This is a genomic window from Corallococcus terminator (assembly GCF_003611635.1).
In the GTDB taxonomy this organism is placed as follows: Bacteria; Myxococcota; Myxococcia; order Myxococcales; family Myxococcaceae; genus Corallococcus; species Corallococcus terminator.
Genome location: NZ_RAVZ01000102.1, coordinates 1 through 19,905, shown reverse-complemented (window position 1 = coordinate 19,905; position 19,905 = coordinate 1). Strand labels below are relative to the sequence as shown.

The window sequence follows — 19,905 nt, the reverse complement described above, 5'->3', positions numbered from 1 at the left end:
GGCGCTCAGTCCAGCGAGGCCAGCAGTTCATCCAGGGTGACACGGGTCGCTCCGCTCGTGTCGCCGACCACCGACTCCAGCATTCCCTTCGCCCTGCGGAGTCGGGCGGGGTCCACCGACATCAGCGCGGACAGCGCGGCCTCCTGGACCTCGGGGGCCGCCTGTCCCAACTGTCCCTTCAGCAGAAAGAGGGGCTCCGCTGACGGCGCCCCCAACCCGAGCAACGCCACGGCGGCACTGGCCGCCACGGAAGGACTCTCATCCCGGAGCCGGTCGCGCAGCGCCGCCAGCGCGACCGGCGACACGGGGCCCAGCAGGCCCAGCAGGGACACCGATTCCTGGCGGATGGGCGGCTCCGGCTCCTCCAGCGCGCGGAGCAGCGCGGGCTCCGGATCCACCAGCGAGGGCACGGCCCGTTCTTCCAACAGCAGCTCCTCCAGCAGGCCCCGCAGCGACACAAGGGCCAGATAGAGGCGCACGCCGTCCGTCCTGCGCACCTGCTCCAGCAGCCGGGGCGCTGCGACGTCCGGCGCCAGCACCGCGAGCGACCCCAGCGACTCCAGGGCGGAGATCGCCACGGACTCCTCATCGTCCAGCAGGGCGAGCACCCGGGGCAGCGCCGGCAGCGCGTCCTTCCCCAGCCGCCCCACCACGCGCGCCATCGCGCTCCGGACGGACGGGTGGGGATGCGCGAACGCCCCTTCCAACGCGGAGAGCTGGGATGCATCCACCCTGCACACCAGGGTCAGCACCAACGCCGCATGCTCCAGGTCCGCGGAGCCGGCCTCCGTTCGAGGCAGCGTCGACAGCACGGCCTGGACGGCGCTTTCGGTGAGGCTCGCTTGAGGAGGCCACCAGCCGCGCTGCAACAGGAACAGGATGGGACTGATTGCGGTCGTCCCGGGGCGCCCCAGCTCCTGGATCAGCGCCCGGGCGGTCCGCTCCCGCGACTCCGCCTCCCCGGACCCCAGCGCTTCTTCCAGGGCCTCCAGCGCCTCATCACGCGCGCCAGCATCCCGCGCGGAGAGTCGGGCCACCCATTCATCCACGGTCGGGACGCGACCCACGCGGCACTCCTCCACTGAAAGCGCGCCAATCGGAAGGCCTCCGACCGGCGCGGGTTCAGGCGATCATCCCGCGCCCCGCCCGGGCCGTCACGGAGGAACCGCGGTGACGCGGCCCTCCGCATCCACGTCGAAGTGGACGGAGCCCCGGTTCCTTCCCACCACGAAGAGCGCATAGCGCCCCCCGGGTTGGAGCGCTCGGGGCCCCTCCACGGAGGTGAAGCCCGTGGGGGCCTCCCCGTAGGTGAGCGCACCCACGCTGTTGCTGTCGCCGAAGGGCTCGGCGCGCAGTTGCCAGAACAGCTCCCCCTCCCGGTTCATCACCTGGACGGTGTCGTAGCGGGGGCGGTCCGCGTGCTCCGGATCCACCACCTCGAAACGGGGGGCGGGAAGCTGCTGCGCGCCGGCCGTCAGCGTCACCTGGATGACCGGGCGACAGGCGCTCAGCAGCATCAGCAGCAGACCCGCGCACAACAGGGGAGCGGACAGGCGCGTCGACTTCATGGCCTAGGGGGCTCCCTCACCGGCGCGCACCTGCGCGAGCGCGGCCTCCAGTTGGGCCGTGTAGTCCTTCATCGCGCCCGTGTCCGGATCCTGGACCCGATAACCGGCGGCGGGGTTCGCGAAGTAGCCCGCGCGGTGGGCTTCCGACAGGAACTGCCCCTGCTGCTCCGGGTCCAACTGGCTCCACGACTTGCCCTCATCCAGGGCCTTCCCGAAGTCGTACGCGTCTCCGAAGTTCTGGGCGTACAGCGCTTCGCTCATGTAGTCCGTGCCGCCGTTCTGGTGCTGCCAGACGTGCGCCGCCTCGTGGATGAGGAGGTCCGGCGTCATCGGCATGTTGTCGGGCGGGATGTAGATGGTGTCGCCGTGGGTGAAGGCACGGCCAGTCGTGCTGAACAGCCCCGCCTTGCCCTCCTTGATGCGCATGGAGGAGTAGTCGATGGAGTCCCCGTACACCTCGCGCAGGGTCTTGATTTCATCCGCGGTGGGCTTGCGGCCCACCGGCTCCGCGCCAATCAGCGTCTGGATGGCGCTGATGCCCCGGCCGGCCCCCATCAGGAAGACGTCGATGGGCGTCTGCACGAAGGTCTTCACCAGCCCCAGGCCCATCTGTTTCAGGCCGTCGCCGAACTTGCCCTGGAACAGCTTTCCAATGCCGCCGAAGAAGGTGCCCATCCCCTCCCCGACGTTGCGCACCACGCCCTTTACATTGTTGATGATGCCCGTGCCGATGCTGCGAAGACCGTCGAGCGCGCGCACGCCGACCTTCTTCAGCGCGCCGCCCACCACCTCCGCCGCGTTCCCCACGGCCTTCGCTGCGCCCGTGACGGCGTTGCCCACGGCCTTCGCGCCGTCGACGATGGCGTTGCCCACGGCCTTCGCGCCGTCGACGATGGCCCCGCCCACGGCCTTGACGCCGTCGCTGATGAACTTGAACGGCTTCCAGAACTCGACCGCGGTGTCCTTCCCGTCGACGCGGATGATGCCCTTGTCGTTCTCCGCGCGGATGTCCGACACCTGCTGGGAGGACAGCTTCTCGCCGGACAGGACGCGGCGGAACAGCTCGCCTTCGTCGCCCACCGTGTCCTCGGTGTTGAGCTTCGTGTCCAGGTGGTGGCCCGCCTCCTCCACGAACGTGGAGGCCGCCAGGGACGGATCCAGGGACTCGTTGAGGAGCACCGTCCCGGATTCGGCGTCATAGGCGCCGTTGGCACCCTGGAGCGTCTCCGCGGACACCGTCTTCACCTTGGGCAGCCAGCCAAAGTCCCCTTGCTGGGCCTTCTGCCGGAACTGCTCGGCCTGGCCAGCGTCGTAGCCCTCGCCGTACACGGTGCGCATCGTGTCGTGGAACTTCTCCTTGTCCGACGCGAGCGCACCGAACTGACGCTGGAACGTGGATGTCGGATCCGGCGCCTTGCCGACGAACGCGCTCTGTTCAGAGAACCCCGCCCGGCGCGCCGTGGCACCGGACGCCGTGGTCGTGGTGGCTGCATTGCCCGCCGGCCGGCCTGGAGCATTCCCCGCCGGCGCGAGCGCCTTGCGAGGCTCCGGTGGCGGTAGCTTCGGTTGAATCCGCATCGTGCTGTCCCCCTGCGTCAAACTGGAAAACTGGGTCTTAGTCGTAATCCCAGCACCCGCTCAAGGCAGGGGGCCACCTGACCGATGGTCCCTCGGGGTTATCCGCTCAGACCTGAACCATCTGGATGAGGTTGCCGCAGGTGTCCTCGAACATGGCGACGGTGACGGGCCCCATGGGCGTGGGCTTGCCCCGGAACACCACGCCCAGCTTCAGCATCCGCTCATATTCAGCCTGGCAGTCGTCCACGCCGAACGACGTCAGGGGGATGCCCGCGTCGAACAGCGCCTTCTGGTAGACGCGCGAGGGGGCGAAGCCCATGGGCTCCAGCAGGAGCTCCGTTCCTTCCTGGGCCTCGGGCGAGACGACGGTCAGCCACCGGTGCTCGCCCAAGGGGACGTCCACCTTCAGCACGAACCCCAGGATCTCCGTGTAGAACTTCTGGGCCTTGGCCTGATCGTCCACCATGACGCTGGTGATGTTGATGCGCATCGCGTGTCTCCCAATCGTTGTCGCGGGTTTCTAGTCCAGCCACTGCGAGAACCGTTACAAAGCAAGCCAGCCCGCCCCAGGTCCACTTCAGCGGTGCCGCACACCATGCCGGAAGCAGCCCACCACATGGTCGTCCACGATGCCCGTCGCCTGCATCCACGCATAGACGATGACCGGCCCCACGAACTTGAAGCCTCGCTTCTTGAACGCCTTGGAGAACTCCTCCGACAGCGCGGTCCTGGCCGGCACGTCGCCCTTGCCGGTCCAGGTGTTGCGAAGGGGCTTTCCGCCCGCGAGTCCCCAGACGAACGTGGAGAAGTCCTCGCCCGCCTCCGCCATGTCCAGGTACGCGCGGGCGTTGCCGATGGTCGCTTCAATCTTCGCGCGCGCACGGACGATGCCGGCATCGCCCATCAGCCGCTCGACGTCCTTCTCGGTGAAGCGCGCCACGACCTTCGGGTCGAAGCCCTTGAACGCCTTCCGGAAGGCTTCGCGCTTGCGCAGGATGATGATCCACGCGAGCCCCGCCTGGAACCCCTCCAGCATGAGCAGCTCCCAGAGCGCGCGGCTGTCGCGCTCCGGCACACCCCATTCCTCGTCATGGTAGGCCTGATACAGCGGGTCGCCCTCGGCCCAGGCGCAACGGTGTGGCATCCGCTCTCCTCAAGGTCTCGCGCCCGCATGAAGGCGGACGCGCGGCAGGGCTACCACGAGGACTGAACGGGCGACCAGTCCTGTTCTTCGCTCATGCGGGCCGGGTCAGCAGCGCGAACAAACCATCGCTCCACCACCTGCCGCGCAGCCCGGGAAGAAACCGCTGCCAATGGATGCTGCTGCGGGGAATGCGCCCGGGCAGGGGGTAGTCGAAGTCGATGCTCTGGAAGCCCGCTTCGACCGCCATGCGCCGCGCGTCCAGTTCGGTGATGGGGGTGATGTGCCCCGAGTCCCGGTAGTCCTGGTCGCAGAACGCGGGGAAGTAGCCTCGGACCAGGAATGACAGACGCGCGGTCAGGCTGTCGTTGTTGGGCGTGGTGATGAAGAGGTGGCCTCCCGGCCGCAGCACCCGGAAGGCCTCCTTCACGAAGTGGCGGGGGTTGGCCAGATGCTCCAGGACCTCGATGGCGAACACCCAGTCCACGGACGTGTCCACCCAGGGAAGAACGTCCCGGGAGACGTCGCACTGGTGGAACTCCACGCCGGGCAGGCGGCTCGCGCCCGCATCGTGGATGTCCGTGCTGAGGATGCGTTCGATGGCGGGATTGCCCTGCAACCGGCGGATCCACCCGCCGCGGCCCGAGCCCACATCCAGCACCACCCCCGAGGCCCGCTGGCCCGCCACATTCCAGGCCGCGTCCCGCAGCGGCTCCGGTGACAGACCCTCCTCCCGTCGGGCGTACGCGGCGGCATCGTGACCCGGGGGTCCCGCGCTGCCGTTGCCCGTCGAATTCGAGTCCATGCAGGGAAGCTTGCACAGAGACGCGGGCCCGTGAAGACAACCTGGAGCGAATGGATTCCCCAGGGCCTCACGGACGCCCGGAAGGACGCTTCAGTGCAACCCTGGCGGCTGCACCCCGCCGGGAATCGGTACGGATTCGCCGGTCGGGAACCCCGGTTCATCCTTGAGCGAGACGCGAATCATTTCGCGCAGCGCGGGAATGTCCTGTTGACCGTGGACGGACACGGCGTGCTCGGTCGCGGCCCGGACCACCTCGTCCTCCTCGCCCGTGCCATTTCACCTCCCATCCTTGAGGTGCGCATGTGAAATGGCCTCCGCAATCCACGGGAGCGGAAGCTTCGCCTATCATCCGCGCCCGCAACGTCACCAGGAGGCAACCGCATGGGACAGGAAGTGGATGTCATCGTCGTGGGCGGAGGACTGGCGGGCCTCGTCGCCGCGACCGAACTGGCGGATGCCGGCAAGCGCGTCGCCGTCGTGGACCAGGAGGCTGAGCAGAACCTGGGCGGGCAGGCGTTCTGGTCGTTCGGCGGCCTGTTCCTGGTGGACTCGCCCGAGCAGCGGCGCATGGGCATCAAGGACTCGCACACGCTCGCGCTGGAGGACTGGATGGGCACCGCGGCCTTCGACCGCGAGGAGGACCACTGGCCCCGCAAGTGGGCGGAGGCCTTCGTCGGCTTCGCCGCGGGCGAGATGCGCTCCTGGCTGCACCAGCAGGGGATGACCTGGTTCCCCGTGGTGGGCTGGGCCGAGCGCGGCGGCTACGGCGGGGTGGGCCACGGCAACTCCGTCCCCCGCTTCCACGTCACCTGGGGCACGGGCCCCGGCGTGCTCGCACCCTTCATCCGCCGGGCGAAGGCGGCGCAGGCCGCCGGCAAGCTCACGTTCCTGTTCCGCCACCGCGTGGACGAGCTGCTCGTCACCGCGGGCGCCGTCGTCGGTGTTCGCGGCATGAAGCTGGAGCCCACGGACGTCCCGCGCGGCGTCACCAGCTCCCGCAAGACGGAAGGCGACTTCGAACTGCGCGCGCAGGCGGTCATCGTCACGTCGGGCGGCATCGGCGGCAACCATGAGCTGGTCCGCAAGAGCTGGCCCAAGCACATGGGGCCCGCGCCGAAGTTCATGGTCCAGGGCGTCCCCGACCACGTGGATGGGCGGATGATCGCCATCACCGAAGCCGCGGGCGCGCGGCTCATCAACCGCGACCGCATGTGGCACTACTGCGAAGGCCTGCGGAACTGGAACCCCATCTGGCCGCGCCACGGCATCCGCATCCTGCCGGGCCCCAGCTCGCTGTGGCTGGACGCCACCGGCAAGCGCCTGCCCCCGCCGCTGTTCCCCGGCTTCGACACGCTGGGCACGCTGGAACACATCATGAAGACGGGCCATGAGCACACCTGGTTCCTGCTGAATCAGCAGATCATCAAGAAGGAGTTCGCGCTGTCGGGGTCGGAGCAGAACCCGGACCTCACGGGCAAGGACTGGTTCGGCGTCCTCAACCGCGCCGTGGGCAAGAAGGCCATGGGCCCGGTGGAGGCCTTCAAGGAGAAGGGCGAGGACTTCGTGGTGGCCAAGGACCTGCGCGAGCTGGTCGCGGGCATGAACGCGAAGACGGAGAAGCCGCTGTTGGACTTCGCCACCGTGGAGCGCGAGGTGCTGGCCCGCGACGGACAGTTGGACAACCCCTTCGGCAAGGACCTTCAGATCGCCGCCATCCGCCAGGCGCGCGGCTACCGGGGGGACAAGCTGGTGCGCACCGCGAAGTTGCACCGCATCCTGGACCCCAAGGCGGGACCGCTCATCGGCGTGAAGCTGAACATCCTCACGCGCAAGACGCTGGGCGGCTTCGAGACCGACCTCGCGGGCCGCGTCTTCAACGCCCAGGGAGAAACGATTCCCGGGCTCTACGCGGCGGGCGAGGTGGCGGGCTTCGGAGGCGGTGGCGTCCACGGCTACCGCGCGCTGGAGGGGACGTTCCTCGGAGGCTGCATCTTCTCCGGCCGCGCGGCCGGTCGCGACGCCGCCAGCCGCGTGTAGTCCCCGGCGAGCGGCAGGGGCCTTCAACACGCCCCTGCCCTTCGCGAGGTCCGCTCAGGACACCGTGGCCTGGAAGGGCCACGGGCTGGAGCGCGAGCCGGCCATCCAGTTGTCGTGCCGGCCGTCCCAGTACTGGTAGCTGAGCAGCGACGGGTCCACGTCATCCAGCGTGTTGATGCCGACAGAGCGGAACAGGCCGCCCATCTCGGGCACGTCCCCGGCGCCGAAGCAGTAGACGCCGCAGTGCTTGCAGAAGCTGCGGGAGTTCGGGCTCCCCTCGCGCCGGTACTCGCCAAGATGCTCCTGGCCCTTGAGCAGCCGGAAGGCGGCAGGCTTCATGGTGACGTTGCCGGTGTTGCCGAACTTCGTGCAGAACGTGCAGTTGCAGCGGCTCACGTCGGCCAGGTCCGCGGTGGCCTCGTAACGCACGGCGCCACAGTGGCAGCCGCCCGTATAGGTCCGCACGCCGGCCTTGGCGGGGTTCTGCTGCGAGTCGTTCTGGGTCTGGGTCATGGCGAAGTCTCCGGTGCCGCGTTGAAGGAACCCGACCCTTATCTCCCCTGTCAGTGACAGCCTTATGTCAGGTTTGTCCGCCCTCCTGGTGGGTCGTCCTGGAGGCCCCCCTGACCTTCCCCGTGGGATTGGGGCAGATTCCGCCCGTCCGACGCTGCCCCGGAGGCCGCTTGAATGTCTGGAAACCCCTGCACCGCATCCTCGCCGCGACGCTGTTCCTCCCCCTGCTGGCGGTGGCCGCACCGCCGACCGCCGCGCCGAAGCCGGCCCCCGCCGCCGCTCGCAAGCCGGTGCAGCGCCCATCGCGCCAGTACACGATGGAGCAGTTCATGGGGACGACGGAGGTCACGGGCCCCGCGTTCGCCTCGGATGAGAAGCGGATCCTCTTCTCGTCGAACGCCTCGGGCATCTACAACGTCGCCAGCGTGCCGGTGGCGGGAGGGAAGACCACCGCGCTGACGAACTCCAAGACGGACAGCGTCCGGCTGGTGGGCACCTTCCCGCGCGACAACCGCTTCCTCTTCGAGCGCGACCAGGGCGGCAACGAGCAGACGCACGTGTTCGTGCGCACGCCGGATGGCAAGGAGAAGGACCTCACACCCCTGAAGAAGGGGGCCGCGGGCTTCATCGGGTTCAGCCGCGACGAGTCCGCCTTCTACATCGTCACCAACGAGCGCGACGAAGGCGCCATGGACGTGTACCGCCATGACGCGAAGACCTATGCGCGCACGCTGCTGTTCCAGAACGACAAGGGCCTCGCCATCGCCGGCGTCGCCCCCGACGCGTCGTGGGTGGTGATGAACGAGTCCATCACCACGTCCGACGGAAACGTGTGGCGCTACGACGTCGCGACGAAGACGTTGAAGAACCTCACGCCCCACCAGGGGACCGCCAGTTACTCGGTGGCGGACATCGACCCGGTGTCCGGGGAGCTGTACCTGCTCACGGACGACGGTTCGGAGTTCACGCGCCTGGTGCGCCCGGCGAAGGAGGCCGGGAAATGGGAGGACGTGGAGAAGGCGGACTGGGACATCGTCGCGTCCACGTTCTCGCGCACGGGGGCGTGGCGCGTCACCACCCTCAACGTGGACGCGGGCACCGAGGTGCGGCTGCACGACGTGAAGGCGGGCACCCAACTGTCCCTGCCCCAGCTCCCCGAGGGCGCGGTGTCCGAGGTCGTCTTCGCGCGCAGCGAGAAGAAGCTGGCCTTCATGCACGAGGGCGACCGCGCCTCCCCCAACCTGTACGTCTACGACCTGACCACGAAGAAGGCCACGCGCCTGACGAACACCATGGGCAAGGAGCTGGATCCGGAGGACCTGGTGGATTCGCAGGTGGTGCGCTTCAAGTCCTTCGACGGGATGGAGATCCCCAACCTGCTCTTCAAGCCGCACCAGGCCACGCCCGAGCAGAAGGCGCCCGCGCTCGTCTGGGTGCACGGCGGCCCCGGGGGCCAGACGCGCAAGGGCTACATCAACTTCATCCAGTACCTGGTGAACCGGGGCTACGTGGTGCTGGGCATCAACAACCGGGGCAGCACGGGCTACGGCAAGGCGTTCCACAAGGCGGATGATCAGAAGCACGGCAAGGAGCCGCTGCTCGACGTCGTGGAGGCTCGGAAGTACCTGGCCAGCCTCCCGTACGTGGACGGCTCGCACGTGGGCATCATCGGCGGCAGCTACGGGGGCTACATGGTGCTGGCGGCGCTCACCTTCCACCCGGATTCCTTCGAGGCGGGCGTGGATGCCTTCGGCATCTCCAACTGGCTGCGCACCCTGAAGGGCATGCCGCCTGAATGGGGCGCCTTCCGTCAGGCCATGTTCCAGGAGGTGGGCGACCCGGAGAAGCAGGAGGCGATGCTCAAGGAGATCTCCCCCCTCTTCCACGCGGAGCGCATCAAGAAGCCGCTGCTCGTCATCCAGGGCGCCAATGATCCGCGCGTCCCCCAGGCGGAGTCGGATGAAATCGTCGCCGCCGTGAAGAAGAACGGTGTCCCCGTCGAGTACCTCCTGCTTCCCGACGAGGGCCACGGCTTCAAGAAGAAGAAGAACGAGGTGGAGGTGAACGAGCGCGCCCAGAAGTTCTTCGACCGCTACCTCAAGCCCGCGCCGACCGCCGCCCCCATGCCCTGACGAGCGCCGCTTTACAATAGCTGCATATACAGGCAATCCTGCCGGCGTGATGAACTCCGCACGCCGGACGTCCGCCCTGTGGTCCCTTCGCGCCCTCCTTCTGGGACTGGGCGTCCTGGCCTCGGGGTGCGCCCGCGCGCCCCTGCGTGAGAAGGCCGCAGAGGCCGTGCACGCCCCGGCGGCTCCGCCTCCAGGGGCCCTGGAGGCGCGCGAGGCGGATGCGTTCTTCCAGGGCCACCGCTTCCGGGACGGCACGGTGCTGCCGGAAGTGCGCATCCACTACGCGACGCTGGGCACACCGCGACGGGATGCCTCCGGCGCGGTGACGAACGCGGTGCTCCTGCTGCACTGGACCAGCGCCAGCGGCCAGGTGCTGCGGGGCAGGCCCTTCATGGACTCGCTGTTCGCGCCGGGCCGTCCCCTGGACGCGACGAAGTACTTCCTCATCTTCCCGGACAGCGTGGGCCACGGCCGCTCCAGCAAGCCGAGCGACGGCGCGCGCACGAAGTTCCCCGCCTACGGCTACCGGGACATGGTGGAGCTACAGCACCGGCTGGTGACCCAGACGCTGGGCATTGCCCGGCTGCACGCCATCGTGGGCCTGTCCATGGGCGGCATGAACGCTTGGCAATGGAGCGAGCTGTATCCGGAAGCGGTGAAGGGCGTGATGCCCATCGTGTCGCTGCCCACGCGCATCGCCGGGCGCAACCTGCTGTGGCGCCGGTTCGTCTCGCGCCAGATTCGCACCGACCCGGAATGGAAGGACGGCCTCTACACCGCCCCGCCCCGGGGCTGGCGCGAGGCCTTCCCCGTCTTTCGCATGATGCTCGACGGGGTGCCCCACTTGCAGGCCACGCTCCCGGAGGCCGCGTCCGCGGATGCGTTCATCACGGCGGCGATGGCGCAGGCGGAGGGCATGGACGCCAACGACGTCCTGTACTCGCTCGAGTCCTCCTCCGACTACGACCCGGAGCCCGCGCTCGACGCCATCCAGGCCCGGGTGTTCGCGCTCAACTTCTCCGACGACGAGTTCAACCCCGTCTCCCTGCGCACGCTGGAGACGCTGATGCCCCGCGTGAAGCACGGGCGCTTCGTGGTGCAGGAAGGCGACGCGCGGTCCTTCGGCCACCTCACCCAGGCACACCCGGAGCTGTGGGCGGATCAGGTCGCCGCGTTCCTCGCCTTCCTCGAAGGAGCGTGAGCCGTGCTCCCCGGCTCAACGACGGCGACGGGAGGCGGCCTTGGGGGCCGGAGCCTCTTCGTCCTGCCCCAGGCCCGTCCGGGCGACGGAGGCCAGCAGGTCCCGCAGCGCGGAGGCCTGGGAGTCGCCCACGGCGCGCTCGAAGTCCGCCTGGGCGCGCAGCCAGAGGGGCCGGGCCTTGCGGTAGACGTCCTTGCCTTCGGCGGTGATGTCCACGGCGCGCTGGCGGCGGTCGGTGCGGCCCACCTGGAGGGCGACGAGGCCGTCCTTCAACAGGGGCTTGAGGTTGTGGGTGAGCGTCGAGGGGTCCATGACCAGTTGATGGGCCAGCTCGTTCACGGTGAGCGGGCCCTGGGTCTGGACGCGGTGGAGGATGGAGTACTGCGTCGTCCGCACGCCGCTGGGGGCGAGCACCTGATCATAGAACTGGGTGACGTGGCGGCTCGCCTGTCGCAGCGCCAGACAGTTGCAGAGAGTGCGCAGGGGATCGTCTTGGGACATCGCCGTTCCGTGAAGCCAGGGGGACACGCCCGCGCTCCGGTGGGAAGTATACGCGGGCCCGGTCGCGCCCGCCGCAAGGAGACACCGTCATGAAGACTGGAAGACTCCATTACGCCTGGGTGGTCGCCGCGACCATCTTCGTGGTGCTCCTGTGCGCGGCGGGCGTGCGCGCGACGCCCAGCGTGTTCATCGTGCCGCTGGAGCGGGAGTTCGGCTGGAGCCGGGCCCTCGTCTCCTCGGCCGTGTCCGTGAACCTGGTGCTCTACGGGCTGGTGGGGCCGTTCGCCGCCGCGCTGATGCAGAAGTTCGGCATCCGGCGCATGACGCTCGTCTCGCTCTGCGTCATCGCGGTGGGCGTGGCGCTGACGAACTTCATCCACGCGCCCTGGCAGTTGGTCCTCTTCTGGGGCGTGCTGGTGGGCCTGGGCACCGGGACGACGGCGATGGTGCTGGGCGCGACGGTGGTGCAGCGCTGGTTCGTCACGCGGCGGGGGCTGGTCATGGGCCTGCTCACCGCGAGCACGGCGACGGGGCAGCTCGTCTTCCTGCCGCTGCTGGCGATGTTGGTGGAGCACCACGGCTGGCGCGCCGTCTCCTTCACGGTCGCGGGCGTCGTCGCGGTGATCATCCCGCTGGTCGCGCTGTTCGTGCGTGACCGGCCCGAGGATGTGGGGCTGAAGCCGTTCGGGGCCGCGCCGGACGCGGAGCCGGTGAAGGTCTCCACCGTCAATCCGCTGGCGAACGCGCTGGGGGCGTTGGGCCGGGCGTCGCGGCACCGCGATTTCTGGTTGCTCGCGGGCAGCTTCTTCATCTGCGGCGCGACGACGAACGGGCTCGTGGGCACACACCTGATTCCGGCGTGCATGGACCACGGCATCCCGGAGGTCCGCGCGGCGGGGCTGCTCGCGGTGATGGGCATCTTCGACCTGGTGGGCACCACGGCGAGCGGGTGGATGTCGGACCGCTTCGACAACCGCTGGCTGCTGTTCTGGTACTACGGCCTGCGAGGCATCGCGCTGCTGTACCTGCCGAGCGCCTTCGAGATGTCCCTCTTCGGCCTGCCGTTGTTCGCGGTGTTCTACGGCCTGGATTGGATCGCCACCGTGCCCCCGACGGTGCGCCTGACGACGCAGACGGTGGGCGCCGAGGACGGCCCCATCGCCTTTGGCTGGGTGGTGGCCGCGCACCAGATTGGCGCGGGCCTGGGGGCCCTGGGCGCGGGCGTCATCCGCACCTCGCTGGAGACGTATACGCCCGCATGGGTCGTCGCCGGAGTCATCTGCCTGGGTGCGGCGCTGGTGGTGCTGCGCATCGGACGCGGGCCCGCGCGGACGGAGCCAGTGATGAGCACGGCGGCACCGCACTGAGCACGACCGGAACGCGTCACCCCTCCCCGAGCAGCACGACCTTGCCCACCGTGTCCCGGCCCTCCAGCTTGCGGTGGGCCTCCTCCGCCTGGGCCAGGGGAAGGCTCAGCCCCACCACGACGCGCAGCCGCTTCGCCACGACCTCCGCCAGCAGGGCTTCGCGTGCCCGGCGCTGCACCTCCGGGGGCGTGGGGGTGCGCAGCCAGTAGGCGCTCACGGTGAGCGACTTCGCATAGAGCGACTCCACCTCCACGTGCGGTGGAGGTCCGCTGGCGTTGCCGTAGCTCACCAGTTGGCCAAAGGGCGCCAGCGCGTCCACGCTGGCCTGCCACGTGCTCGCGCCCACCGAATCCAGTACGCGCTCCACGCCGCGTCCCTGCGTCAGTGACAGAACCCGCGCCGCGACGTCCTCCTGGTCGTAGCGGACGATGTCATCCGCCCCCACGTCCCGCGCGAGCTTCGCCTTGGCCTCACCCGACACCGTGCCAATCACCCGCGCCCCGGCGGCCTTCACGAGCTGCACCGCGAGCAACCCCACGCCTCCGGCCGCCGCGTGGACGAGCACCGTCTGCCCCGCCTCCACCCGGCCCACGGTGTGCACCACGTGGTACGCCGTCAGCCCCTGCACCAGCAGCGCCGCCGCCTGCGCGAACGACACCTCCGGCGGAAGTTCCAGCAGTTCGTCCACGGAAGCGCGCGCGAGCTCCGCGTAGGACTCCTTCGTCAGCGCCACCACCCGGCGCCCCACCCACTTCGCGTCCACGCCCGGCCCCACCGCGCTCACCACGCCCGCGGCCTCGCTGCCCAGGATGCGCGGAAGCGGAGCCTGGGCGTCGTACAGGCCCCGGCGGCGCTCGGTGTCCGCGAAGTTCACCCCCGCGGCATGCACCCGCAGCAGGACCTCCCCCGGCCCGGGAGTGGGTTCGGGCACGTCTTCCCAACGGAGGACCTCGGGCCCTCCCACCTGGTGGTAGCGGATGGCTTTCATGCGCTGAGGCCTAACGCCTGCTCCGACGCTTGTCAGGAATGATTTCCGGCTGGCGTCCTTCGGGAACGAAAGGAGCGGTCCCCATGCGCACGGCGACGAAGCAGGCCCCGATGAACCCCAAGCACCTGAATCCTTCCGGTCACGGCATCGAAGCGTCCTCGCGTCCCAGCCCGGGCACCGCTCCCTTCACGTGCCGCTGGCGCGACTTCGCGTCCTATCGCCTCGCCTCGCCCGGCTCCTGAAGGTTTCCACGCCCCGTCCCCGACGCGGCACGGACACCCTTCCGAGGCCGGGCTCCCCACCAGGGAACCCGGCCTCTTCTTGCGTCCGGGCGCCCCGCATCACCCTCCGGGGACGTAGAGCGTTACGGAGACGCGCTGGCCTGTAGAGCCGGAGCCCTTGAAAGCCCGCTGGGTTCGACTCCCAGCGTCCCCACTTCACCCATAGGTCGCGCACGGGGTGCAGCCTGGATTCCAAATCCGGGCGAGCAGGGTTCGACTCCCTGGCGGCCTGTCCCGCCTGAAAGGCCCCGTGTCATGGAAACGCTGGTGTTGAGCCAGTCCTATGAGCCCGTCGCACGCATCCCCTGGCAACGCGCCATCCACCTGCTCTTCCAGGGCAAGGTGGAGGTGGTCGAGGAGTACGAGGACCGCGTCGTGCGCTCCGTGACGGTGGAGTTGCGCATGCCGTCCGTCATCCGCTTCGTGCGCGCCCTGTGGAAGGGTCCGCGCGGCATCCGCTTCAGCCGCGAGAACGTCTACCAGCGCGACCACTGCCGCTGCCAGTACTGCGGCCTCAAGGTCACGCGTCCGGAGGCCACGTACGACCACGTGGTGCCGCGCGCTCAAGGGGGCCACACGAGCTGGGAGAACATCGTCATCGCCTGCGTGCCCTGCAACCAACGCAAGGGCAACCGCACCCCGGCCCAGGCGCGCCTGACGCTGCTCGCCGTGCCCGTGAAGCCGAAGAAGATGCCCAACGCCGTGCACCTGTCATTCCTCGTCGAACAGGGCGTGCCGATGTCCTGGCGCAAGTTCCTGAGGGACGTCGCCTACTGGCACACGGAGCTGGAAACCTGAGTCCCGTCGGGTGCCGGGACTTCGCTTCCGTGCGGCAACGGTTAGAGTGCCGCACGTCGGAGGGGGCGTTCCGGAACACCATGGCGACGAGGAAGAGCGAAGACCAGGAGCGGCTCATCGACCGCGACCTCACCGCGTTGGCGCGCGAGGGGAAGCTGCCGGCGGCGTACGGTGTGGACGTCGCCGTGACCGAGGTGCTCGGCCTGCTGACGCGTGGCGGCAAGCACCCGCTGCTGGCGGGCGAGCCTGGCGTGGGCAAGAGCGCGCTCGTGCAGGAGGTGGCCCGCCGCATCGCGGAGGGCCGCGTGGACGGCGACCTGGCGCATGCGCGGCTGGTGGAGGTGTCCGTCGCCAACATCCTGGCGCGCAGCACCCAGCGCCAGGCCGCGGAGAGCTTCGAGGAGTTGCTCACGCACCTGGGCCGGCACCCCTGCCCCATCGTCTACATCCGCGACCTGCCGGTGGCCCTGGGCGGCCCCCTGGCCCCGGTAGCCGTGCGCGCGCTGCGCACCGGCGGCCTGCGCTTCATCTTCGAGACCGAACCCAAGCGCGTGCAGGAGTTGCTGCGCGCGGACGAGGCCCTGGCCGAACGGCTCCACCTGCTGCCGCTCCATGAACCGCCGCTGGACAAGGCGCGTTGGATCGTCGGCCGCGTGGCGGAGGAGCTGGAGCGCGACCTGCGGCTGCCCATCGATCCCGCCGCGTGCGACCTGGTGCTGCGCCTGTCCGCGAAGTTCCTGCTCGCGCAGCAGATGCCGCGCAAGGCCATCGAGCTGCTCAAGGAGACGGCGGCGGAGGCCGCGGGCGTGGCGCGCGACCACGTGGGGCCGGAGGACGTGCTCACCCGTTTCTGCGCCGCCACGCGCCTGCCCCGCTTCGTCGTGGACGACGCGATGCCGCTGGACCTGGAGGAGACGGAGCGCTTCTTCGGGGAGCGGCTGCTCGGCCAGACGGACGCGGTGGGCGCGGTGCTGCGGTCGGTGGCGCTGCTCAAGGCGGGCCTCAACGACCCGCGCCGCCCGCTGGGCGTGTTCCTCTTCGCGGGGCCCACGGGCGTGGGCAAGACGCAGTTGGCGAAGCTGCTGGCCGAATACCTGTTCGGATCCGCCGACAGGCTGGTGCGCCTGAACATGGCGGACTACCCCAACGACGGCGATGAGAGCGTGCCCTTTGGCGCGTCGTGGGCGCCCGCGCTGGAGACGCGGCGCGGAGAGCTGTCCGCGCTGCTCGACGGCAAGGTGTTCACCGTGCTGCTGCTGGACGAGTTCGAGAAGGCGGCGCGCAGCGTGCACGACCGCTTCCTCCAGCTCTTCGACGAGGGCACCTTCGTCAACGGCGCGGGTGAAGCGGTGTCGTGCAACAACACGCTCATCGTGGCCACGTCCAACGTGGGCTCGGAGGTGTACCGCGAGGCGGGCCTGGGCTTCGCGGCGCACAAGCGCGCCGAGGAGCAGGTGTCGGAGGTGGACCGCCGCATCGCGGAGGCCTTCCGTCCGGAGTTCCTCAACCGCTTCGACGCCATCTGCCACTTCCGTCCGCTGTCGCGCGTGGACATCCGCAAGATTGCCCAGCGCGAGGTGGGCCGCGTGCTGGAGCGCGAGGGCATCCGCGCCCGCGCGCTGGACGTGGAAGTGACACCGGAGGTGGTGGACCGGCTGGTGGAGCGCGGCTATTCGCCCCAGTTCGGCGCGCGCTACCTGCAACGTGAAATCGAGAAGACGCTCACCGCGGCGCTGGCGGTGGAGATCGCCCGCAGGCCGCTGCCGCCGGGCACGCCCGTGCGAGTAGAGGCCCGGCCCGGAGGCCGCGTGGTGGCGGTGGCCGAGCCCGTCCCTGCGCCCCGGGAAGTGACGGCGCAGTTGCTGCTGCCCACCGCGAAGGCGGCGGCGGTGAAGCGCCGGTTGGACCGCAAATCCCTGCTCGTGGAGATGGACCGGCTGGTGGGCCGTGCCCGCGCGCTGGCCACGTCCGCCGGACGGCCGGAGCTGGAGGAGCGCCGCGCCGCGCTGCTGGCGGAGACGCAGGCGCCCAACCTCTGGGACGACCCGCTGCACGCGGCGGACGTCATCCGCGCCTTCCGCACGGTGGAGGCGCAGATTGGTGAGCTGGAGCGCCTGGAGGCCGCGTGTCTCTTCGGGCGCAGGTTGGTGCGCGAGGCGAAAAACGAGGTGCAGTTGGCCTCCGCCGCCCGGCAGGTGGAGGACGTGGCGCGAGAGGTCCAGATGGCGGAGGCGTTGCGGGCCGCGGGGGCCACGCCGCTGGACAACGAAGCGCTGGTGGACATCTGCGCCAGCGACGCGTCGGAGCAGCAGGACGCGTGGGTGCAGGAGCTGGCCACCATGTACCTGGGCTGGGCGCAGCGGCGCGGTTATGAGGCCACGGCCGTGGCGGAGGCGGACACGCCCGCGCGCGTGGTGGTGCGCATCGCCGGACCGGGCGCATATGGGTTCCTCGCGGGCGAGACGGGGCTGCACCGTCGCCTGGAGGAGGAGAAGCGTCAGCGCGCGTACGTGCGCGTGCACCGGGGCGGGCCGCTGGAGGAAGTGGAGCGGGCGCTGCTGGTGCTGGAGGGCCGTCCGGTGAAGAGCCGCGAGGGCGAATACCTCCAGCGCGTGCGCAACGAAGTCACCGCGAAGGACGAGGCGACGGGGCGCATGCTGACGCTCATCGGGGCCGGGGAGATGGACGAGCTCAAGGGCATCGCGGCGCGCGTCGTCGCGGGCCAGGGTGCCAGCACCGACGAGGCCCGCCGCTACTTCCTGGGGCGGGGCGCCCGCGTGGAGGATCCGCGCACCGGCGCCGGCACCCCGCGCGTAAAGGACGTGATGCGCGGCGAGCTGGATGTCTTCATCGCCGCGTGGATTTCGCGTCCCCCGCCGGAGTCGACACCGCCGCTCACGTGAAGTATCAGGGGCAGGTGCGCCACGCAGTGGTGCATGAGCTCCACGCCCCCTGAGGAGTCCCTCACCGCGAGCGCAGTCTCAGGGCAGGTAACCCCGAGCAACGCCCTGTCGCATCGCTTCCGCGAGCACGTCCAGGCCCTGCGCGGTGTTGATGCGCGAATGGGACGTGGCGCCACTGACGATCTGCACCGACCCGCCCAGGACGAACGGCAGGGGCCGCCGTCCCAGCCGCAACAGCCGCTCGTCGTAGAAGGCCTTGGGTGCGCGCTCACGCAACAGCCGAGGCAGCGCGACCATGTTCGCCGTGCGCGACGGCTGCATCGCGGGCCCCAGGCACGAGAAATCCAGCCCGATTTCCGGCAGCACCGCGCCACGTCCGTCACGGTCGAAGACGAAGACCACCTGCGACGTCTCCTCCTGCGAGCCGCGCACGCTCGTCTCCGTCGTCTTCGTCAGCTTCAGACCCCCGGTGATGATGGCCGCGCCCAGTGCCACCTGCGTCTTCTTCTCGGTGTGCTCGCTCTGCGTGCGCATGGAGCTGGCCCCCCGGAGGATGACCGTCACGTCCTCCCAGGCCATCGTGAGCGGCTCACCGGAGCGGGGCGTGAACGTCCCCTGCGCGGAGCCGAACGTCACGGTCCGGGCAGTCACCCGCTCCACGGTCTCCGATTCATCGATGGCGAGCACCGCGAGCCCTGCGTCCTGGAGCGTCTTCACCAGCGCATCCGCCGCATCAGGCGCGAGCCGGGCGAGCAGGGCCGGCGGCTCCGGGGCCAGCCTCATGCGGGCTTCCGCGGGCGCCATGCCCGCCGCTGTGGCGAGCACCTGCGCGGCATCAGGGACTTCTCCAGCCGGACGAACGAGCGCGACGATCTTCATGGCGATTCCCCACCCCTGCGTTGGCTGGCTGGCAGTGGGCGCATCCTCGCGCGAAAGCCACCCGCATGCATCCGAACGCGGGCGCCCCGGGCACATTCCCCGAGGCGCACGTCGAAGGACGTCAGTCGAGCAGGTGGGGATTGCGCAGCAGCAACACCGCGGCCTGCACGGTGCTGGTGTACCCGTTGAGCTTGCCCGTGCGCGTCAGCTCGCTCACATCGCGCACCCCGGTCTCCGTGAGCACCCGGTCCACCACGCCCTCGCCCTGGTTGTAGGCCGCGAGCGCGAGTCGCCAGTCCCCATAGCGCGCATGCAGCGCCTGAAAGAGGGCCGCGGCGGCCTCCGTCTCGCGGGCCACGTCCAGCCGCTCGTCCTTCCCGGTCTCCACTTTGAGCCCATGGCGGCGCGCCGTCTCCGGGATGAACATCCACACGCCCGCACCCCTCTGCCCCGGGGCCAGCGACGGCTCGCGTGACGTCTCCGGCAGGTTGCTCACCGCCGACTCCACCATCGCCACCGCGAGCAGGCCTTCCGGAAGGGACTTCGAGCGCAGCGTGCCCGTCAGCGCTTCGCGATGCACCGCGAGATTCGCCAGGGCCTTGCGCATGAAGTCGCGCCCCTTGGGCGTGGTGACGAACCGGTTGAGTTGCTCCACCACGGCCGCGTCCACCACCACGGGCAGGTCCCCTTCCTGCTGCCGAGCGGCGAGCGCCCGGGCCTCCGCGAGCGACACCGCGCGGCCACGCACCGCGCCCTGCGCCCACAACGCCAGGGGCGCCATCACCAACGCGAGGGAAAACACCAGGCCCAGGGCACGACCGGAGCTGCGGGGACGGGGCTCGAACAACATGTGGATCCTCCTGACGGTGGGGTGGGACATGCCGGTGACTCCGGCGGGAAGGGGGCTCGAACCCGGGACGCGAGCCGACGCCTGGAGCAGGCATCGCGCATAGGCCTCCGCGGGCACCCGGGGCCCGGTGACGAGCGCTTCGTCGCAGGCGAACTCCTGACGGTCCGCCAACCAGCGGCTGAACGCCCGCGCGAAGGGATTCCAGAAGAAGGCACTGTCGAAACCCAGCCGCGCATACGCGAACACCGTGTCGCGCTGCCGGTGGTGCTGAAGCTCGTGCCGCACCGTGAGCCGGAACGCTTCCGCGTCCTCCAACAGCACGGAAGGCACCACCACCCACGCGCCACGGCCCGGGAACCACAC

Annotated in this window: 18 protein-coding genes, 1 tRNA gene and 1 pseudogene; 8 read left to right on the top strand and 12 right to left on the bottom strand. The window is 69.8% G+C overall.

Going from position 1 to position 19,905, the window contains the following annotated elements; translation table 11 throughout:
* Window positions 1-5 precede the first annotated feature (5 nt).
* The 7 genes and pseudogenes from D7V88_RS16565 to D7V88_RS16535 all read right to left on the bottom strand — a co-directional run.
* Window positions 6-1,067, bottom strand: coding sequence for a HEAT repeat domain-containing protein (locus D7V88_RS16565; protein ID WP_120541614.1), 1,062 nt, complete (start codon window positions 1,065-1,067; stop codon window positions 6-8).
* Window positions 1,068-1,154: 87 nt separating this feature from the next.
* A complete protein-coding gene (locus D7V88_RS16560) occupies window positions 1,155-1,568 on the bottom strand; it encodes a hypothetical protein (protein ID WP_120541613.1) in 414 nt (137 codons plus the stop codon).
* Between the two features lie 3 nt (window positions 1,569-1,571).
* A complete protein-coding gene (locus D7V88_RS16555) occupies window positions 1,572-3,146 on the bottom strand; it encodes an eCIS core domain-containing protein (RefSeq protein WP_120541612.1) in 1,575 nt (524 codons plus the stop codon).
* A 106-nt stretch (window positions 3,147-3,252) separates the two neighbouring features.
* The gene (locus D7V88_RS16550) at window positions 3,253-3,636 is read right to left on the bottom strand and encodes a VOC family protein (RefSeq protein ID WP_120541611.1); all 384 of its coding nucleotides are present in this window, start codon (window positions 3,634-3,636) and stop codon (window positions 3,253-3,255) included.
* Window positions 3,637-3,723: 87 nt separating this feature from the next.
* Window positions 3,724-4,290 carry a DNA-3-methyladenine glycosylase I gene (locus tag D7V88_RS16545; RefSeq protein WP_120541610.1) on the bottom strand — a complete coding sequence of 189 codons (567 nt, stop codon included), beginning with the start codon at window positions 4,288-4,290 and terminating at the stop codon, window positions 3,724-3,726.
* 91 nt (window positions 4,291-4,381) lie between these two features.
* Window positions 4,382-5,092 (bottom strand): class I SAM-dependent methyltransferase, encoded by a 711-nt coding sequence (locus tag D7V88_RS16540; protein WP_120541609.1) that lies wholly within the window; start codon window positions 5,090-5,092, stop codon window positions 4,382-4,384.
* Window positions 5,093-5,182: 90 nt separating this feature from the next.
* Window positions 5,183-5,347, bottom strand: a pseudogene (locus D7V88_RS16535) (DUF1059 domain-containing protein); the annotation flags it as partial.
* Window positions 5,348-5,473: 126 nt separating this feature from the next.
* Here D7V88_RS16535 and D7V88_RS16530 point away from each other — a divergent pair.
* Window positions 5,474-7,129 carry an FAD-binding dehydrogenase gene (locus D7V88_RS16530; protein ID WP_120541607.1) on the top strand — a complete coding sequence of 552 codons (1,656 nt, stop codon included), beginning with the start codon at window positions 5,474-5,476 and terminating at the stop codon, window positions 7,127-7,129.
* 54 nt (window positions 7,130-7,183) lie between these two features.
* Here the strand turns inward: D7V88_RS16530 and D7V88_RS16525 are convergent, their stop codons facing one another.
* Window positions 7,184-7,642, bottom strand: a complete 459-nt coding sequence (locus D7V88_RS16525) for a GFA family protein (RefSeq protein WP_120541606.1) — start codon at window positions 7,640-7,642, stop codon at window positions 7,184-7,186.
* A gap of 170 nt (window positions 7,643-7,812) precedes the next feature.
* On the opposite strand from D7V88_RS16525, the gene D7V88_RS16520 reads away from it, so the two are divergent.
* Both D7V88_RS16520 and D7V88_RS16515 read left to right on the top strand, forming a co-directional pair.
* Window positions 7,813-9,774 carry a S9 family peptidase gene (locus D7V88_RS16520; protein WP_120541605.1) on the top strand — a complete coding sequence of 654 codons (1,962 nt, stop codon included), beginning with the start codon at window positions 7,813-7,815 and terminating at the stop codon, window positions 9,772-9,774.
* A 49-nt stretch (window positions 9,775-9,823) separates the two neighbouring features.
* On the top strand, window positions 9,824-10,975 hold the full coding sequence (locus D7V88_RS16515) for an alpha/beta fold hydrolase (RefSeq protein WP_120541604.1): 1,152 nt from the start codon (window positions 9,824-9,826) through the stop codon (window positions 10,973-10,975).
* Between the two features lie 15 nt (window positions 10,976-10,990).
* On the opposite strand, the gene D7V88_RS16510 is transcribed toward D7V88_RS16515, so the two are convergent.
* Entirely contained in the window at window positions 10,991-11,476 is a 486-nt protein-coding gene (locus tag D7V88_RS16510) for a MarR family winged helix-turn-helix transcriptional regulator (RefSeq protein WP_120541603.1), read from the bottom strand.
* Between the two features lie 89 nt (window positions 11,477-11,565).
* Here D7V88_RS16510 and D7V88_RS16505 point away from each other — a divergent pair, with 89 nt between their 5' ends.
* Window positions 11,566-12,843, top strand: a complete 1,278-nt coding sequence (locus D7V88_RS16505; RefSeq protein ID WP_120541602.1) for an MFS transporter — start codon at window positions 11,566-11,568, stop codon at window positions 12,841-12,843.
* A gap of 16 nt (window positions 12,844-12,859) precedes the next feature.
* On the opposite strand, the gene D7V88_RS16500 is transcribed toward D7V88_RS16505, so the two are convergent.
* Window positions 12,860-13,831: a quinone oxidoreductase family protein gene (locus D7V88_RS16500; protein WP_120541601.1), complete on the bottom strand. Its 972-nt coding sequence runs from the start codon at window positions 13,829-13,831 to the stop codon at window positions 12,860-12,862.
* Window positions 13,832-13,914: 83 nt separating this feature from the next.
* On the opposite strand from D7V88_RS16500, the gene D7V88_RS43025 reads away from it, so the two are divergent.
* The 4 genes from D7V88_RS43025 (at window position 13,915) to D7V88_RS16485 (ending at window position 17,813) form a co-directional block, all read left to right on the top strand.
* A complete protein-coding gene (locus tag D7V88_RS43025; RefSeq protein WP_158625088.1) occupies window positions 13,915-14,073 on the top strand; it encodes a hypothetical protein in 159 nt (52 codons plus the stop codon).
* A 108-nt stretch (window positions 14,074-14,181) separates the two neighbouring features.
* Window positions 14,182-14,266, top strand: a tRNA-Tyr gene (locus D7V88_RS16495).
* Between the two features lie 101 nt (window positions 14,267-14,367).
* Window positions 14,368-14,910: an HNH endonuclease gene (locus D7V88_RS16490; protein ID WP_120541600.1), complete on the top strand. Its 543-nt coding sequence runs from the start codon at window positions 14,368-14,370 to the stop codon at window positions 14,908-14,910.
* An 80-nt stretch (window positions 14,911-14,990) separates the two neighbouring features.
* A complete protein-coding gene (locus tag D7V88_RS16485) occupies window positions 14,991-17,813 on the top strand; it encodes an AAA family ATPase (RefSeq protein WP_120541599.1) in 2,823 nt (940 codons plus the stop codon).
* Between the two features lie 78 nt (window positions 17,814-17,891).
* Here D7V88_RS16485 and D7V88_RS16480 read toward each other — a convergent pair whose 3' ends face one another.
* Together D7V88_RS16480 and D7V88_RS16475 are read right to left on the bottom strand one after the other, a co-directional pair.
* Entirely contained in the window at window positions 17,892-18,692 is an 801-nt protein-coding gene (locus tag D7V88_RS16480) for a hypothetical protein (protein WP_120541598.1), read from the bottom strand.
* 121 nt (window positions 18,693-18,813) lie between these two features.
* Window positions 18,814-19,905 (bottom strand): transglycosylase SLT domain-containing protein (locus tag D7V88_RS16475; protein ID WP_120541597.1); only part of this gene is annotated, 1,092 nt, incomplete at its 5' end.

What these genes read in the sequence shown, in the direction of transcription:
- D7V88_RS16490 (WP_120541600.1), top strand. Translation starts at nt 14,368, where the DNA reads ATGGAAACGCTGGTGTTGAGCCAGTCCTATGAGCCCGTCGCACGCATC.
- D7V88_RS16510 (WP_120541603.1), bottom strand. Translation starts at nt 11,476, where the DNA reads ATGTCCCAAGACGATCCCCTGCGCACTCTCTGCAACTGTCTGGCGCTG.
- D7V88_RS16485 (WP_120541599.1), top strand. Translation starts at nt 14,991, where the DNA reads ATGGCGACGAGGAAGAGCGAAGACCAGGAGCGGCTCATCGACCGCGAC.
- D7V88_RS16480 (WP_120541598.1), bottom strand. Translation starts at nt 18,692, where the DNA reads ATGAAGATCGTCGCGCTCGTTCGTCCGGCTGGAGAAGTCCCTGATGCC.
- D7V88_RS16530 (WP_120541607.1), top strand. Translation starts at nt 5,474, where the DNA reads ATGGGACAGGAAGTGGATGTCATCGTCGTGGGCGGAGGACTGGCGGGC.
- D7V88_RS16555 (WP_120541612.1), bottom strand. Translation starts at nt 3,146, where the DNA reads ATGCGGATTCAACCGAAGCTACCGCCACCGGAGCCTCGCAAGGCGCTC.
- D7V88_RS16545 (WP_120541610.1), bottom strand. Translation starts at nt 4,290, where the DNA reads ATGCCACACCGTTGCGCCTGGGCCGAGGGCGACCCGCTGTATCAGGCC.
- D7V88_RS43025 (WP_158625088.1), top strand. Translation starts at nt 13,915, where the DNA reads ATGCGCACGGCGACGAAGCAGGCCCCGATGAACCCCAAGCACCTGAAT.
- D7V88_RS16515 (WP_120541604.1), top strand. Translation starts at nt 9,824, where the DNA reads ATGAACTCCGCACGCCGGACGTCCGCCCTGTGGTCCCTTCGCGCCCTC.
- D7V88_RS16505 (WP_120541602.1), top strand. Translation starts at nt 11,566, where the DNA reads ATGAAGACTGGAAGACTCCATTACGCCTGGGTGGTCGCCGCGACCATC.
- D7V88_RS16540 (WP_120541609.1), bottom strand. Translation starts at nt 5,092, where the DNA reads ATGGACTCGAATTCGACGGGCAACGGCAGCGCGGGACCCCCGGGTCAC.
- D7V88_RS16560 (WP_120541613.1), bottom strand. Translation starts at nt 1,568, where the DNA reads ATGAAGTCGACGCGCCTGTCCGCTCCCCTGTTGTGCGCGGGTCTGCTG.
- D7V88_RS16500 (WP_120541601.1), bottom strand. Translation starts at nt 13,831, where the DNA reads ATGAAAGCCATCCGCTACCACCAGGTGGGAGGGCCCGAGGTCCTCCGT.
- D7V88_RS16550 (WP_120541611.1), bottom strand. Translation starts at nt 3,636, where the DNA reads ATGCGCATCAACATCACCAGCGTCATGGTGGACGATCAGGCCAAGGCC.
- D7V88_RS16525 (WP_120541606.1), bottom strand. Translation starts at nt 7,642, where the DNA reads ATGACCCAGACCCAGAACGACTCGCAGCAGAACCCCGCCAAGGCCGGC.